Genomic DNA, 15,136 nt, shown 5'->3' on the forward strand with positions numbered 1-15,136 from the left:
CGGCCCAGCCGATGCGGCCGTCCGGCCCGGAGATCTGTGCCCCCGCCCCGTCAGAACCCGCCGGTGGTCTGGGCTGCCTTGGCCCAGCGTCGGCGTACCGCGTCGGCGTTCTCCAGCTCGTCGAGCTGCGCCTGGGCCACGGCCAGGGCCGCGCCGAGCCGGGGGATCCAGCGGTGTTCGAGCGCGCGCAGCCGCTGCCGGGTCAGCGCCGTCTCCCGTTCCACCACATCGACCGCGCGGCGGGCGGCGGCGTACTCGGCGCCTGCCGGTACGGCGGCGCGCACCGCGGCCTCGGCGCACACCAGCGCGCTGGAACCGGGTGACACGTCGTCCGGATGCCGGTCCGGCAGGACGCACTCGACCGCGGTCGGGTACCGCAACCCCATCAGGTTCGTCCAGGTGTACGACGCCGTGGCCGACGGTGGCAGCGCGGCGAGCCGGAGGCCCCGGTCGCCGCCGAGTGCGCCCGCCCGGTCGAGCCACCGCTGCGCCTCCATGGCGCGGTGGTGCCAGCGCTTCGCGCTCTCGTCGGCGAGCCGGAGCAGACGGTCACGTTCCGCGCTCAGCATGGCCAGCTTGCGGCGCAGCAGGTCGGCGGCGGAGTCGGCAGCCGCCAGCCGGCGCCGCAGCACCAGCGCCCCGGCCCGGCCCGGCGGCACCCGCAGCGCGGTCATGCCGGTGGTCCCTTCGCGTCGAGCATCGCCTCCGGCAGCAGGGTGAGTTCACGCCGGGGTAGCACACCGACCGCGCGCCAGGCCCGGTCCAGGGAGTCGCCGAGATCCCGCCGCTCATCGGGTCGCTGGCTGACGAGGATCTCCCGGTAGGCGCGGGCGAATTCGAGGTAGCGCCGATCCGTGCTGTTCAGACCCGATGGTCCGACCAGGTCGGCGACCTCGGCGACCCGCCGGGCCCGCGACAGCGCCGCCAGCACCTGTGCGGCCAGATCCAGATGATCGTCGCGGGTGCGACCGGGACCGGCGCCGTGCCGCATGAGCCGCGACAGCGACGACAGGCCGTCCACCGGGGGATACACCCCTGCGGTATGCAGGTCGGGGGAGAGGACGATCTGGCCCTCGGTGATGTAGCCGGTCAGGTCCGGCACCGGGTGGGTGATGTCGCCGGCGGGCAGGGTCAGGACCGGCAGGACGGTGACCGAGCCGGGGCGGCCGCGGATCCGGCCGCACCGTTCGTACAGTGACGCGAGGTCGCTGTAGAGGTATCCGGGGTAGGCGCGGCGGCCGGGAATCTCACCGCGGGACGCGGAGACCTCCCGGACCGCCTCGGCGTAGCTGGTCATGTCGGTCATCACGACGAGTACGTGCCGGCCGCCGGTGAAGGCCAGGTCCTCCGCCACCGTCAGCGCCAGCCGTGGGGTGAGCATGCGTTCGATCACCGGGTCGTCGGCGGTGTTGAGCAACAGGGTCAGTTCACCGGCGGCGGCGCGCTCGTCGAGGGCGTCGCGTACGGCGTCGGCGTCCGTGTGGGTCAGCCCCATGCCGGCGAAGACGACGCAGAACGGCGCACCACCCGCGGACGATTGCCGCGCGATCTGCGTCGCCAGCGTCAGGTGCGGCAGACCGGCATGCGAGAAGATCGGCAGCTTCTGTCCCCGGACCAGGGTCGTCAGGACGTCGATCGCCGACACGCCGGTCAGCACCGGGTCGGCGGGCGGCTCCCGCCAGACGGGGTTGAGCGGCGCGCCGTTCACCGCCACCCGCCGCTCACCCAGCACCGGCGGCCCGTCGTCGATCGGGTCGCCGCGGCCGTTGCAGGTACGCCCGAGCCAGCCTGGGCCCACACCGACGTGCAGCGGCTCACCCGCGAACGTCACGGTCGTGCCGGTGGGTTCCATGCCCGCGGTCCCCTCCAGGACCTGGACGACGGCCAGATCACGGTCGACCGCCAGCACGAGGCCGTGCCGGACCTCCCCCGAGGGCAGCCGGAGGGTGGCGAACTCGTCCCAGCCCACCCCGGTCACCCCGCCGAGCACGGCCAAGGGGCCCCGCAACTCGTGGATGCCGGTGTACGTGAGGGTCCCGAAGCCGGTCACGGCAGCCTCCCCAGCATCGCGTCCCGCCCGGCCGACACGGCCTCGGCGTCGCTGGGACCGACGGTGTCCCGCAGGCGGACCAGGGGACCGAAGTCCGTTTCCTCGTAGCGGGCCGGATCCGCGCCGGAGTCCACGTCGGCGCGGATCCGGTCGCCGACGCTCAGCACCGCGTCGACCAGGGCGGCGGACTTGCCCACCTCGCAGTGTCCGTCGTTGGACGACTGGGCGTTCTGCCGCAGCACACCCTCGCGGATCAGGCGGGCGGTGAGCACGGTCACCCGCTCGGCGGCCGCGAGCCCGCTCAGGCCGACAAGTTCCGCGAGCGCCGACAGCCGGTCACCCTCCGCCAGGGACTGCAGCAGGCGCGCCCGCGCCACTGCCCAGGCCCCGGCATCGTGCCGGCTGTGCCAGGCCGCGACCCGGTCGGTGTCGCGGGAGAAGGACCCGGACCAGGACACGGCGGGGTAGTGCCGTGCGTAGGCGAGGTCCCGGTCGAGGGTCCACAGGCAGCGTACGAAGCGCTGGGTGTGCGCGGTCACCGGCTCGGTGAGGTCGCCGCCGGGTGGGGACACCGCACCGATGATCGTGACCGAGCCCTGGCGGCCCTCGGTGGTGAGCACGGCGCCGGCGCGCTCGTAGAACGCGGCCAGCGCCGAGGCGAGATCCGCCGGGTAGCCCTCCTCGGCGGGCAGGGCCCCGTTGCGGGTGGCGAACTCGCGCAGCGCCTCCGCCCACCGGGAGGTCGAGTCCGCGATGACCAGTACGTCGTAGCCCATGTCGCGGAAGTACTCGGCGACGGTCACGGCCGAGTACACGCTCGCCTCGCGCGCCATCATCGGCATGTTCGAGGTATTCGCGATGGCCACGGTGCGGTCCGCGAGCCGCCCCCCGGTGCGCGGATCCGGCAACGCGAACAGCTCCGTGACGACGTCGGCCATCTCGTTGCCCCGCTCCCCGCAACCGACGTAGACGATGACGTCGGCGTCACACCACTTCGCGATCTGCTGCAGCAGGACCGTCTTGCCGGTGCCGAATCCGCCCGGCACCGCGACGGTGCTGCCCTTGAGGACCGGAAAGAGCAGGTCGATCACGCGCTGGCCGGTCTGCAGCGGGGTGTCGGGAGTCAGCCTGCGACGGCACGGCCGCGGCGTTCGTACCGGCCACCGCTCGTGCATGGGCACTGGTGTGCCGTCCACCGTGGCCACGTCCGCGTGATCCTGGATCATGCCGGGCTCGGCGACCGCGTCGAGGGTTCCGTCCACGCCCGCCGGTGCGAGGATCCGGTAGTCGACGCTGCCGGAACCCGCGACGGTGCCGATCAGCTGACCCGCCCGGACGCGCTCACCCGGCCGTACGGCGGGCGTGAAGGTCCATTCCGAGCCGGCGGGTTGCGCCGCACGGGTTCCCGTCCGCAGCCACACCGGGCCACCGGTCAGCGGGCGCAGCAGCCCGTCGAACACGCCGCCCAGCAGGCCCGGGCCCAGCCGAGCCGTGAGCGGTGCATGGGTGCCCCGCACCGGGTCACCCGGTCGCAACCCGCCGGTGTACTCGTACGCCTGGATGGTCACGCGGTCGTCCCGGATCGCCACCGTTTCGCCGGGTATCGCGGTGGACCCGAGCTCCACCAGGTCGAACATGGCCATGCCGGTGGCCTGGGCGGCCTCCACCAGCGGGCCGTCCACGCGGATCACCGTGCCCGTACGGACCGGGATCGTGTTCATTTCGACCACAGGTCTTCCACCGACGAGCCGAGGCGGCGCAGGACCTCGTCCGTCAGTCCGTCGATGGTGCACTCGACCTGCCGGTCCTCGTCGACGCCGACCACACCGCCGGGCACCACCGTCAGCGTGGCGCCGGGGGACAGCGCGCGCCGGATCCGCGCCGAGAACACCTCGATCAGCAGCGGGTCCTCCGCGAGCCGTTGCCGTACGGCGTCGCGCAGCTCCTCGTACGCCTCCCGCCGCGCCCGCAGGATCAGCCCGCGCGCCGTCCGTCCGGCCGCGGCCACCTCGGCGGCGCCCGCGGCGCGCGCCTCCGCGCGGCCCGCGGTCTCGGCTTCCGCGCGGATGGCCTCCGCCCGCGCCTGTGCCGCCGCGGTCGCCTGCCCGGCCTCTGCTGCCGCGCCGGCCCGGATCTTCTCGGCGTCGGCGCGGGCCCGGTTGAGCAGCGCCGAACGGACCGGTGCGAGGCTGTCGAGGTTCCCGGTCACGGCAGCACCGCCACCAGCCGGGCGTCCGCAGTCTCTCCGAGGGCGCGCGCCGCGTTCGGGGTCAACAGCACCAGGTCCACGTCCGTGGGCAACGCCGCCCAGCCGGCTCGCACCTGCTCGGCATCGTCGGCGGCCACGGCGAGCAGGCCGGCGGTCGCCCAGCCCCGGACCTGGACGAATTCGCCGAGCACGGCTATCTGTCCCATGGTCAGGCCCGTCCGATGAGGATGATCGCCACGATCAGTCCGTAGATCGCTATGCCTTCCGCCAGGCCCACGATCACCATCGCGCGGCCGAACAGCTCAGGCCGTTCACTCATCGCGGCCAGGGCCGCAGCCCCCGTGTAGGCGACCGCGATGGCCGCACCGATCGACGACCCCGCCACCGCGATCGCGGCGCCCAGCAGGGCGGCCCAACCCGCGCCCGAGCCACCACCCGCCGCGTCGGCGGCCTGCGCGGCCGACCCGCTCACGGCCAGCACACCGGCCACGACCGCAGCCGTCAGCAGCGCCGCGTGTACGGCCAGGGCCCGGCGCGCCGGCACCCTGCGGCGCCGCAACCACCAGCCACCCACCAGGGCAGCCGTGGCCACCACGGCCAGTGTGGTCAACCAGAAAATCATCAGGGCACCCCCTCGACCTCGACCGTCCAGGGGCGGAACGGCCGCCCCTCTCCCTCGAACACCCGCGAGAACAGCTCGTAGTACTCCAGCCGCAACGCCTGGATGCCGGCGACCAGTGCTTCGAGACCGAACGTGACCGCGTTGCCCACCACGAACAGCAGCACCGCACCGACCAGGGCGGCCGCCCCGCCAGCGCCCCACAGCACCGTCACGCCGGCCCACACCAGCGCCCCGAGCGCCGCATGGGTCAGCCCGAACGCGGCCAGTCGCGCGAACGACACCAGATTCGCGCCGAGCCGGATGACGAGGTCGAACAGCTGTACCCCGGTCTGCGCCAGCCCGGCGCCGCCACCGCCGGAGCCCGCGTACAGGCCAGCGCCCGCGAGAATCAGCGCCACCCCGGCCACCACCGCGCCCGGTCCCGCGATGGCCCAGTGGCCCAGGTAGAGACCCACCGCGAGGGCGCCGAGGCCCGCGAACAACGCCGCCCCCGCGATGCCGGACGGGGCGTACAGGGCCACGCGGGCGCCACCCTCGCGCCAGCGGTTCACCGTGCCGACCAGGTAACCCACGGCCAGCAGCAGCGCCCCGAGCCCGACACCGGCGGCGAGCAGCCTGACCGGCTTGTCCAACGGTGACAGCCACTGCACCGGCACGACCCCGGTCGGGCCGAAGAACTCGCCGAGCGCTGCTCCGGCGACAGCGCTCGCCACCCCGGCGCCCGCCACGAACGGCCACATCCGCCGCAGCCGACGCCATCGGGGCCGGTGGCTGGCCCGCAACACCAGCGCGGCGATCACCAGGAGCATGCCGTGGCCCGCGTCGGCGAACATCACCCCGAACATGACGATGAAGGCGACCCCGGCGAACACGGTCGGGTCGACATCGGCGTAGGGCACCGTGCCGTACGTGGACACCAGCGGCGCGAACGAGGCCCGTACGGCGGTGTCCTGGCGAAGAAGCGTGGGTGCGACGGCACCGGGCGGCCGCCGCAACGACACGGCGGCGGCCTCGACCGCGGCCAGGGTGTCCCGTAGCCGCTCCAGCCGGTCCGCAGGACACCAGCCGGCCCACGCGGCCACACCGTCGTCGGTGACGGCACCGGCGGCGTACCGTTCCAGTTGGGCCTCGCCGGCCAGCAGGTCCGCACGCCCCGAGCGTGCCAGCGCCACCGGGTCGACGGGGTGGGCCGCCAACCGCGCCGCAGCGGCGGAGCCACCGGTCCGGCGCAACGCCGCCGCCGCGGCGCCTTCGACCGTGCCGTCCACCGCGTCGTCGAGCTGAACGGCGCCCGACCGGGCCACCCCCACCAGCGCGTCGCGCAGCCGGTCCACGGGCGCGACGACCGCGATCCGCTGCATCCGTACGGGTTCGCGCCGCGCCGGCCGGCTCCGGTCAGTCGATCGCATCGAACACGTCCAGGAATCCGCCGCCGCGGACGGCCGACGCCAGCGCCACGCGCACCCGCCAGGCATCGGCGGCCAGGACCGCGGCACACCCGACGGCAACCTTCCCGGTGAACCCCGCGCCCCGGACCAGCTGTAGTCCTTCCTTCTCCACCGTGCCCCACCACCGGGCCTCGGCCCGCCACAGATCCTCCGGCCCGGACACGCCGTCGAGCGCCCACCTGGCGCGCCGGTCCGCCGCGTCACGCAGCGCGCCGACCGTCGTCGCGGCCAGGCATCCGGGACCGGCCAGCGGGCGCGCCGCGGCGACGGCCGCCGCATCGAGTGGCCGCCCGCGGATGATCTGCTCGCGGGCGAGGATCAGCAGAGCCGCGCCACCGGCCCAGCCCGCGGCCACCGGGATCCGCTCGGCCACCCGGCGCAGCCAGACCAGCCGGGGGACGGTCGTGAGCGCCCAGCCGCTGTCCGCGCCCGGATCGCCCCAGAAGGAGTGGGCCAGCGCGTCGCGCAGTTCGGCCCGGGTCGAGGCCTGCGCCAGCCGGGGCCAGGCCACCGCCAGCGCGCCGAGGTCGAAGGGGTCCGCCGCCGCGCCGCCGTCGCAGCGCAGCACCTGCTCGTCCACGTTCGCCAGCTCGAACGCGGCAGCCAGCAGGCGTACCGGTGCCGCGGCGGTCCGGGACTGCCACCCGGCGAGCATCCGCAGATGCCACAGGAGGGTTTGCAGCGTGGCCGTTTCGGCCTGAGCCAGCGTCTGTCCGCGATGCACCTGCCGCCCGTACGGTCCCTCCGCGAGCGCGTCCACGGCGGCGGCGAGGCTCGGGCAGCCGGCGAGCCGGCGGGTGGCCGCGGGCCCGACGCGGCGCCGGGCCAGGGCCCGGGCCCGCACGGCACCAGCGACCTCGGCGGCGCCCATCACCGCGCCCCGGTCGGCGCGGGCCGGTGATCGTGATTCGTCGTGCCGGAGCCGGCGGCGGGTCCGAGGATCTGCTGTGCCTCGATGACCGCCCGATCGACGAGCGCCGCTCGGCGCTCGGCGGCGCGGCGGTGCACCCGGTCGGCTTCCCGGCGCCCGCCGGTGACGCGTGCCGCAGCCTCGGTCTGGGCGCCGGTCCGCTGGGCCGTGAACGCCGCCGCGCGCCATTGCGCCCGCGTCGCCTCGGCGTCAGTGACCAACCGCGCGGCCCTTCGGTCGGCGTCGGTCCGGACGGTCTCCGCGGCTTCACGCGCCGAACGGATCACGTCGGCGGCCTCGGCACGGGTTTCCCGCAGGGCGGCGAACACCGGTGCCAGTTCCTCGATCAGCGCGGTTCGCCGGTCGACCGGGACCGCGACCGGTGCGGCCGGTCCCGGCGGCCCTGCGGCGCGGAAGCGGTTCAGAATGTCCCGCCAGCCCGGCATGGTCACCTCCCAGCGGGGTCGATCCGCTGACACCGCCATCGTCATCCGGGGCTGTGGCGACATCGCAGAGCCGAACGTCCCAGCGCCTCGGGGACTCCGACCGTTCCGCGGCGGATCTACCGGATGGCGACCTGCGAAAGGCCTGGCCGATGGGGCAGAACGCCTCTGCGCGCCCGGGCAGTCGGCATTGAATGCTCCAGGCGCGGCCATGGTCGGTACCTGCATGGCCAACGGGGGAATCATGACCGGTAAGGCTGCGGCGCCGTCGGCAGACAGCGTTACCCGGGACGGCCAGCGAACCCGACTACCGGACCCGGATCGTGTGTCCGCTCAGCTGAAGCCGGTGGTCCCCGGTGCTGACGGGCAGGGGCGGGGGCCGCCCAGCGAGGGACCAATGACCCTGGCCGGTGAACCGCCCCGAGCGGTGTGCTGAAAGTGGGGAAAAGCCGGAACTGGTGCGGGAGGTGGGTCATGAGTGACGTCGGCAGGTATCACGTTCAACAGGAGTCCTGGAGTGCTGGTGCGGGGCCTTCTCGCCCGAGCCGGTACTCCAATGCTCTCCACGGGTATCTCGGAGCCGCAGGCGAGTCGGCCCCGGCCAGGCCTCTTGAGCGCCCGGTCGCGACGGTCACCGGAACGGTTCTGGTGGGCGTGGATGATTCGCCAGCCAGTTACATGGCGGTCGATCACGCCGCGATCGAAGCGGAAATGCATGGCTGGGAGCTGCGGCTGTTGCACGTACAGCACGCGAGTGGGCGGCAGGCAACGCACGATGCCAATCTTCAGCTGCTCCACACCGTGACGGAGCGGGTGCATGCCGCTGCGCCGGCGGTGGCGGTGACCAGCCATCTGGCGACCGGATCGGCGGCGTCGCTGCTGCTCATCGAAGGCGGCAACGCGAACCTGCTCGTCGTCGGACACCGGCACAGCGCGATGGGCACCACGCTGGGACTGAGCGTCGGCGATCGAGTGGCCGCCCAGCATGCGGGAGTCGTCATGGTCGTCCGCATGCCGTACTGGCCACCCGGGCCTGGATTCGGCGCGCTGCCCCTCGTCGTCGGCGTGGACAACCCGGCATCGCCGACACCGGCGGTCACCTTCGCCCTGCACGAAGCCCGCCTGCGCGGATGCGAGCTGGTAATGCTGCACGCACAGCCCAACGCCGCGTCCTCGGAGCGGACCGAGACCATCGACGGCGTTCTCGTGCACCACCGGACGGTCGACGCGGACCCGTCACCGGCGCTGATCGACTACTCACGCCAGGCGGCGGCGGTCGTCGTCGGCCGGCGGGGGATCGGCGTCAACCCAGTGACGATGCTGGGCTCGGTGAGTCGGGCCATGGTTCAGCACGCCAACTGCCCGGTCTTCCTCGCAAGCTGACCAGAACCGAGCTCATCCGATCGGCACGGGTCGGCCGAGGCGCTCCGCTGGCCGCCGCGGTCGTCCTCGCCGCTGTTGCGAACCGCGGTGGGCGTACTCGTCCTCGCCGTGGCCGTTGCCACCGGCCTGCCGACCGGCGGTTCGGTCCTGCTGGGCGCGGCGGTCGCGGCCGTCGGGCTCACCTTCACCTCACTCACGGCTGTCGCTGCGCAGGTCTTTGACAGCGTACGCGCGGGCTACGGCTCGGTCGCGCTGGTGCTCGGAGCTGCGTACGCGCTGCGGGCCGCAGGCGACGCCGGCCACGAGGCGCTGGCCTGGCTGTCCCCGATCGGCTGGGGCCAGCGCACGTTCCCGTACGCAGGCGATCGCTGGTGGCCGCTGCTGCCGCCGCTTGCCACCGCCGTTCTGTTGATGATCGCTGCGGTGGTGCCGCAGGATCGCCGCGACTTCGGCGCCGGCCTCGTGCAACCCGGCTCGGACGGGCGGCTGCCACCCGGTCCTTGCGCAACGCCTATGCGCTGGCCTGGCGGCTGCAGCGCGGAGCGCTGGCGGGATGGGTGATCGGTCTGGGGCTGCTCGGCGCTCTGCGTACGGGTCCATCGGCACCAGCATGGAACAGTACATTCAGGACAATCCCGAGGTCGCGGACCACCGAGCCACTGCGCGACGTACCGGCGTCGAGGAACTCCGCCACGATCCGACCCCGACCCATGATGGCGGGTTCAGGAAATCCGAGCCCGGCGCCGGGCGTCCGGCTTGCTGATGCATACCCGTCCACTCTCGATTTCCGAACACGTTTCCGCTTGTGAGAGAGCTCTATCCGCCGTACTTTTGAACTAAATACATGTAAAGGATGTGCAAATTGCACATTGACACTGGCGAGGATAACCCACGTGACACGTTTCCGCTCGTGAGAGATCTCTATCCGCCGTACTTTTGAACTAATGCGTGTAAGGGAGGTGCAAATTGCACATTGACAGTGGTGAGTATACCCACGTGTTCGCCTTGGACATGGAGCAGTCTGCCGGCCTCATGCGTCACGCGCACGAGGCGTACGCCGTCGCTGTCCGTCATCGTCAACCCGCGATGATCCACGCGAACGACCTCGGGCTCCTGCTGCACGGCTACGCCATGATGCGCCGTCGGCTGGCCGCTGAGCCGACATCACGGTCCTCGCCGGCGGCCACCCTGAGCACGGTCCCGCAACGAGCCGACAGGCCACCCGAGCGCCCCATCGACCACCAGCTGCTGCGAGCACTGCGTGCTGTCGCAACGCGACATGCCGGGCGCGAGGTCTGCCAGGAGACCCAGCAGAAGCAGCCATGACGGCGTGGCTCCTGCTCAGCGCGGCGATCCTGTCCGAGGTCATCGCAACAGCGACGCTCACCGCCTCCAACGGTCTGAGCAGCCGAATCCTGACCCTCGTTACGGCCGCCCTCTACGTCGTCAGCTACGTCTGCTTCGCTCGCGCCCTCAAGGCCGGCATCGAGGTCGGCGTCGCCTACGCCATCTGGTCGGGAGTCGGTACGGCAGCGCTGGCCATCATCGGCGCAGCGCTGTTCGGCGAGGCGATGACCGCCCGCAAGATCACCGCGATCGTCCTCATCATCGGCGGTGTCACGCTGCTGCACCTCACCGGCCGGCCGGAGGCGCCGGCCCGGGCGGCCAGCAGTCACGCAGTGAGTCAATCGCTGACCGCCGCGTCCGAGATCGACAGAAGGGCATCACCGTGACCACGGCCCAGCATCAACCCAGCCCCCAGAGCATCCAGACCAAGACTGCTCAGTCGCGCGGCACGACTTGGTTTCTCCTGGCCGCGCTGCGCAGGCCCCGCGAGATCGGCGCTATCGCCCCGACCGGCCGGGCCCTGGCGGCACAGGCCGCCGGCCTGATCGACACCGCCCGCGCGCCACGCACCGTCGTCGAACTCGGCCCCGGCAGCGGCACCATCACCCGCGCCATACAGTCCTGGTTGCCTTCCGGCAGCACGTTCTGCACGGTCGAACGCAACACCGCGATGGCGGCCTACCTGACCCAGGCGTGGCCCGCGCTGAACGTCATCCACGGTGACGCCGCCGACCTGCCCCGCTTGCTCAACGACGTCGGCATCGGACCCGTCGACCTGATCATCAGCGCTCTGCCCTGGTCACTGATACCACCGCCAGCCCAGGAGCAGATCCTCAGCGGGGTCGCCCAGGTACTGCACCCGCACGGCACCTTCGCCACGGTCATCACTGTCCCGGTCCGGCCGCTGCCGGCGGCAAGGCAGTTCCGCCGGCGTCTTACCGCGACGTTCGGCGAGGTGACGCGCAGTCCGATCGTCTGGCGCAACGTGCCACCCGCACATCTCTGGATCTGCCGCGAGCCACTCAGCTCCGACCCGGACAACGCCGAGGCACCAAGCCCAGCTGCCCAGTCGGCACCGTGAGGGAGCTATAAGTGCGCGTTAGGTCTGTTTCGTGTTTGGGCTGGAGGTCAGGACCGCTGGTCGTGACCGGTTGGATCGGGGCGACGAGGGTGAACTGGCCTTTCTTGGCCGTGCGACCAGAACGGCAGCGTTGCGGGCTGGGTACGAGCCTCTCAGGCACCACCACGCCTATCTCGATGCTGCAGGCATTACCGCATATGTCGAGGCCATTGATCCCGCCGGCCGAGCGCTATTCCGCCGCCACGGCTACCGCACCGCCGCCGTATCCGACGCCGACTCCGCGCTGCCTACCGAATTCGACGACGTGGACCTGCTCATCACCGACGTGATCCTGCCGGACCGTACGGGCGCGGCCATCGCCGACGAGGTGCATCTCCAGCACCTGGCCGCCCGCTGCCGCAGACAAGGCGCGTTTCGCGCCAACCCGCGGCGGTCAGCTGGCCGCGATGCCTTCCATACCGTTGCCGTCGGCGAAGACGGGTAGGCCGGTGACGGTGGCGACCTGGCGCAGCGTGCCGTCCCTTGCGGCGTGGTATCCGTCGAGACGGCCGGAGACGGGGTTCTGGACGTAGAGGTAGTCACCGCTGGCTGCCATGTCGATGGGGGCTCCACCCGGCTGGGCCACGACACCGCCGTCGTGGCCGGACAGGGCGACACCGCCGTCGCGGGAGAGGTCGAACGCGGTGATGGTGCCGCTGCCCGCGTTCGCGCCGTAGAGCCTGCCGCCCAGTGGTTGAATCCAGCACAGGGCGGCTTGACCGTCGGCCACCGAACTGAGCGGGGTCAGGGTGCCGTCGCGGTGGAGCTGGTAGTGCGTCACCGAGGAGGTGACGACCTCGGTCACTGCGATGCCCTGATCGGTGAAGGCGAACGAGAACGGTACGGGATTCGCGGTGGCGGTGACGACCGGCTCTCCCTGCGGGCACCCGTCGGAGTCGAGCAGGAACACGTCGATCGCGTTGTGGTTCTTGGTGGTGACCACCAGATGCCGCGCGTCCGGGCTGATGCCGATCTGTGCCGGGGCGCTGATGAACACCGGTGGGTTGGTATTGCCCAGGCGCAGGGACCGGCGCGAGCCGGGCAGCGGTGCCAACCCGTCGGGAGTGATCCGGAAACCCTGCACCGTCCCGTCGTCGCCGGCGTTGAGGGCGTACAGGAGGTTGCCGTGCGCGGCGATACTCACCGGGAACGCGCCGCCGGAGTCGATGATCTGCCGGCGGGTGAGCCGGGCGCCGTCGACGTCGAACACGGTCAGGGTGTCGCTGCCCGCGTTGACCGCGTACAGCATGCGGTGGTGCTGGTCGTAGACGAGGGATCCCTGGGACGCCAGCGCGTCGACGGGCGCCTGGAGGGCGGCGCCGCCGTTGCCGCCGGTCGGATACCGGCCCGCCTCCAGCAGGCTGCCGTCACCCGAGCGTTGGTACGCCAGCACGCTGTTTCCCGTGGGGTCGTTGAGCTGGACGAACACGGCGTGCCGGGTGGCACCGTGAGGCTCGGGACGAGTGGCGGTCTCGCCCGCGACGGCGGTATTGCCGGTCATCGTACGGCCTGCCATGGCTGCTCCCTTCGCAGTCGAATGCTGCTTCTCGCCAGCCTGCCGCCCGGGCTGCCGTCACCGCAGCGCGTCGCGCAAGTTGATCACGCGGTCGCGCTCGTCTGCGGCTGGCGTGAGCGTCGCGCGGGCGGATGGGGGTTCGATCGGTGCACCCGGCTGCGCCGCGGAGCGACACTGAGGGGGTGACCGTCGACGTGATCTCCGAGATCGTGATCCACGCCGAGCCGGACCGGGTGGCCGCGTACGCGGCCGATCCGGACAACGCGCCACGGTGGTACGCCAACATCGAGTCCGTGCGGTGGCAGACACCCGCGCCGGCCGCGGTCGGTTCGCGGGTGGAGTTCGTCGCGCACTTCCTGGGCCGGCGGCTGGCCTACACGTACGAGTTCGTCGAGTTCGTACCGGGGGAGCGGTTGGTGATGCGCACGGCGCAGGGCCCTTTCCCGATGGAGACGACCTACACATGGCGCGCCCACGACGCCGGCACGCTGATGACGTTACGCAACCGTGGGACGCCCTCCGGGTTCGCGCGGGTCGCATCTCCCGCGCTGGCCGCGGCGATGCGGCGGGCCAACGCCAAGGACCTGGCCGCGTTGCGGCACATCATCGAGGCGGCGTCGGCGCCGTGACGATCGTCTTGTTGGCCGGCCCTTACTGACGGGTGCTCACGTCGGACGATCGAGACTGACGCGGGCCGCCCGTCCAGTGGGCGCGCCCCGGGCCATCGGTGTAGCTGGACGGCCGGGCGCGGCGGCTGCCCTCGTGGCTTCACGATCGGCGTCTGTGGCGTGCCGCACCGGGGTAGTCACGGCCAGCCGGGGCTGCGCGCCGATCCCCGTGGAGGCCGCTGCCGACGTAGGCGCTGACCACGGAGACCGGGCCGAACAGCTTCGGCAGCAGCGAGCGCAGCGGTGGGGCGGCGCCGAGGGCGGCCCGGCTGCTGTAGCTGTTGAGCCTCTGCGGGTCCTGTACCGGGCTCTGAACATTCCGGGAGAGTCGGCGCCTGCCGTGCCTGTTCGACCCGGCGGGGAAGGTCTGGGACCGTCGCGGTGGGTGTGCTGTTGGGTGCGCGGATCGGCCGGTCGATGACCCGGCGCATCACCACCCCGCTGGCTCAGATGCTCCGCGTCCTCGACCGGATGGGCCGGGGCGATCATGACGCGCGCGTGACGCTCACCGAGGCCCCGGCAGAGGTCGACACCGTCGCCACCGCGCTGAACGCCGCCGCCGACGAGGCAGCCACGGAGCGCGACATGCTCCGGGCCTTTCAGCAGCACAGCGCGGCGGTGCGCCAGCACCTCTCGCGGACGCACGCGGTCGTGGCGGCCGCGCAGTCGGCGGGCGAACTGGTCGACGCGGACCACGCGGTGATCCGGCTGGTCCCGGACGAGGAGGGGCCGTCCGGGCCGCACGTCTGGAGTGCCCCGGACGCCGCCGGGGACGTGAGCCCGCTGGCCGCCATACCCGTGGAGTGGCTCGCGGTCGGCCCGTCGATGGCCTTCGTCGCCGTCCCCGACAGCGGCCCGCAGCCCTCCGAGAAAGAGCTCGTCGCGCTGCGAACGGCCGGGGCCGGGCCGGTGATCACGGTGGCGTTCGGCGAGGGCACCGAACCGGTCGGGCACCTGACCGGTATCCGGCGGGACGGACGGGCGGCCTGGCGCCCGTACGAGGTGCACCTGATCAGCATGCTCGCGGCCGAACTAGGGCGGATCCTGACCCAGGCCAGGCTGTTCGAGCATGCGAGCGAACTGGTGGCCCGCCTGCAGGAGGTGGACGCGGCCAAGACGGAATTCCTCGCCACGGTCTCCCACGAGTTGCGTACCCCGTTGACCAGCGTGGCCGGGTATCTGGAGGTCATCCTCGACGAGGACGTCGGGCCGCTGACCACGACCCAGGACAAGATGCTCAGCGTGATCGACCGCAACGTCGAACGACTCCGCCGGCTCATCGAGGACCTGCTGCTGATGTCCCGGATCGAGGCCGGCCAGCTCGTGCTCATCCCCGAACCGGTCGACCTCGCCGCACTGATCGAGTCCGTATCCCAGGTGGTCACACCGGCCGCCGCGGACCTGCCCTACCTGTTCCACC

17 protein-coding genes and 1 pseudogene are annotated in these 15,136 nt (G+C 72.3%); 8 read left to right on the forward strand and 10 right to left on the reverse strand.

Annotation, left to right across the window (positions count from 1 at the left end; translation table 11 throughout):
- Window positions 1–50 precede the first annotated feature (50 nt).
- The 9 genes from EV385_RS26375 to EV385_RS26415 are packed head-to-tail and all read right to left on the reverse strand — an operon-like array spanning window position 51 to window position 7,685.
- Complete coding sequence (locus EV385_RS26375; RefSeq protein ID WP_130511879.1) at window positions 51–674, reverse strand: V-type ATP synthase subunit D; 624 nt, start codon at window positions 672–674, stop codon at window positions 51–53.
- On the reverse strand, window positions 671–2,050 hold the full coding sequence (locus EV385_RS26380; protein WP_130511880.1) for a V-type ATP synthase subunit B: 1,380 nt from the start codon (window positions 2,048–2,050) through the stop codon (window positions 671–673). The genes EV385_RS26375 and EV385_RS26380 overlap by 4 nt, the downstream gene beginning before the upstream one ends.
- Window positions 2,047–3,771 (reverse strand): V-type ATP synthase subunit A, encoded by a 1,725-nt coding sequence (locus tag EV385_RS26385; RefSeq protein WP_130511881.1) that lies wholly within the window; start codon window positions 3,769–3,771, stop codon window positions 2,047–2,049. The genes EV385_RS26380 and EV385_RS26385 overlap by 4 nt, the downstream gene beginning before the upstream one ends.
- Entirely contained in the window at window positions 3,768–4,259 is a 492-nt protein-coding gene (locus tag EV385_RS26390; RefSeq protein ID WP_130511882.1) for a hypothetical protein, read from the reverse strand. Before EV385_RS26390 ends, EV385_RS26385 begins: the two co-directional genes overlap by 4 nt.
- Window positions 4,256–4,465 (reverse strand): hypothetical protein, encoded by a 210-nt coding sequence (locus EV385_RS26395; protein WP_207229955.1) that lies wholly within the window; start codon window positions 4,463–4,465, stop codon window positions 4,256–4,258. The genes EV385_RS26390 and EV385_RS26395 overlap by 4 nt, the downstream gene beginning before the upstream one ends.
- A gap of 2 nt (window positions 4,466–4,467) precedes the next feature.
- Window positions 4,468–4,881, reverse strand: coding sequence for an ATP synthase subunit C (locus tag EV385_RS26400; protein WP_130511884.1), 414 nt, complete (start codon window positions 4,879–4,881; stop codon window positions 4,468–4,470).
- Window positions 4,881–6,290, reverse strand: a complete 1,410-nt coding sequence (locus EV385_RS26405) for a V-type ATPase 116kDa subunit family protein (protein WP_130511885.1) — start codon at window positions 6,288–6,290, stop codon at window positions 4,881–4,883. The genes EV385_RS26400 and EV385_RS26405 overlap by 1 nt, the downstream gene beginning before the upstream one ends.
- Window positions 6,277–7,200, reverse strand: coding sequence for a hypothetical protein (locus EV385_RS26410; protein WP_130511886.1), 924 nt, complete (start codon window positions 7,198–7,200; stop codon window positions 6,277–6,279). The genes EV385_RS26405 and EV385_RS26410 overlap by 14 nt, the downstream gene beginning before the upstream one ends.
- Window positions 7,200–7,685 carry a hypothetical protein gene (locus EV385_RS26415; protein ID WP_130511887.1) on the reverse strand — a complete coding sequence of 162 codons (486 nt, stop codon included), beginning with the start codon at window positions 7,683–7,685 and terminating at the stop codon, window positions 7,200–7,202. The genes EV385_RS26410 and EV385_RS26415 overlap by 1 nt, the downstream gene beginning before the upstream one ends.
- Window positions 7,686–8,330: 645 nt before the next feature.
- Here EV385_RS26415 and EV385_RS26420 point away from each other — a divergent pair.
- The 6 genes from EV385_RS26420 (at window position 8,331) to EV385_RS26440 (ending at window position 11,977) form a co-directional block, all read left to right on the forward strand.
- Window positions 8,331–9,065 (forward strand): universal stress protein, encoded by a 735-nt coding sequence (locus tag EV385_RS26420; protein WP_165449607.1) that lies wholly within the window; start codon window positions 8,331–8,333, stop codon window positions 9,063–9,065.
- Window positions 9,066–9,152: 87 nt separating this feature from the next.
- Complete coding sequence (locus tag EV385_RS26425; protein WP_130511889.1) at window positions 9,153–9,626, forward strand: hypothetical protein; 474 nt, start codon at window positions 9,153–9,155, stop codon at window positions 9,624–9,626.
- A 435-nt stretch (window positions 9,627–10,061) separates the two neighbouring features.
- Window positions 10,062–10,391 (forward strand): hypothetical protein, encoded by a 330-nt coding sequence (locus EV385_RS26430; RefSeq protein WP_130511890.1) that lies wholly within the window; start codon window positions 10,062–10,064, stop codon window positions 10,389–10,391.
- Window positions 10,388–10,798, forward strand: a complete 411-nt coding sequence (locus tag EV385_RS34060; protein WP_165449609.1) for a DMT family transporter — start codon at window positions 10,388–10,390, stop codon at window positions 10,796–10,798. The genes EV385_RS26430 and EV385_RS34060 overlap by 4 nt, the downstream gene beginning before the upstream one ends.
- Complete coding sequence (locus EV385_RS34065) at window positions 10,795–11,493, forward strand: class I SAM-dependent methyltransferase (protein ID WP_165449610.1); 699 nt, start codon at window positions 10,795–10,797, stop codon at window positions 11,491–11,493. Before EV385_RS34060 ends, EV385_RS34065 begins: the two co-directional genes overlap by 4 nt.
- 31 nt (window positions 11,494–11,524) lie before the next feature.
- Complete coding sequence (locus tag EV385_RS26440; protein WP_130511892.1) at window positions 11,525–11,977, forward strand: response regulator; 453 nt, start codon at window positions 11,525–11,527, stop codon at window positions 11,975–11,977.
- Here the strand turns inward: EV385_RS26440 and EV385_RS26445 are convergent.
- Complete coding sequence (locus EV385_RS26445; protein WP_130511893.1) at window positions 11,927–13,048, reverse strand: lactonase family protein; 1,122 nt, start codon at window positions 13,046–13,048, stop codon at window positions 11,927–11,929. The genes EV385_RS26440 and EV385_RS26445 overlap by 51 nt on opposite strands.
- A gap of 182 nt (window positions 13,049–13,230) precedes the next feature.
- Between EV385_RS26445 and EV385_RS26450 the strand changes: the two genes are divergently transcribed.
- Together EV385_RS26450 and EV385_RS35805 are read left to right on the forward strand one after the other, a co-directional pair.
- Window positions 13,231–13,677 carry an SRPBCC family protein gene (locus tag EV385_RS26450; RefSeq protein WP_130511894.1) on the forward strand — a complete coding sequence of 149 codons (447 nt, stop codon included), beginning with the start codon at window positions 13,231–13,233 and terminating at the stop codon, window positions 13,675–13,677.
- A gap of 456 nt (window positions 13,678–14,133) precedes the next feature.
- A pseudogene (locus EV385_RS35805) lies at window positions 14,134–15,021 on the forward strand (histidine kinase dimerization/phospho-acceptor domain-containing protein); the annotation flags it as partial.
- Window positions 15,022–15,136 lie beyond the last annotated feature (115 nt).

The organism is Krasilnikovia cinnamomea, from assembly GCF_004217545.1.
Taxonomy (GTDB): Bacteria; Actinomycetota; Actinomycetes; order Mycobacteriales; family Micromonosporaceae; genus Actinoplanes; species Actinoplanes cinnamomeus.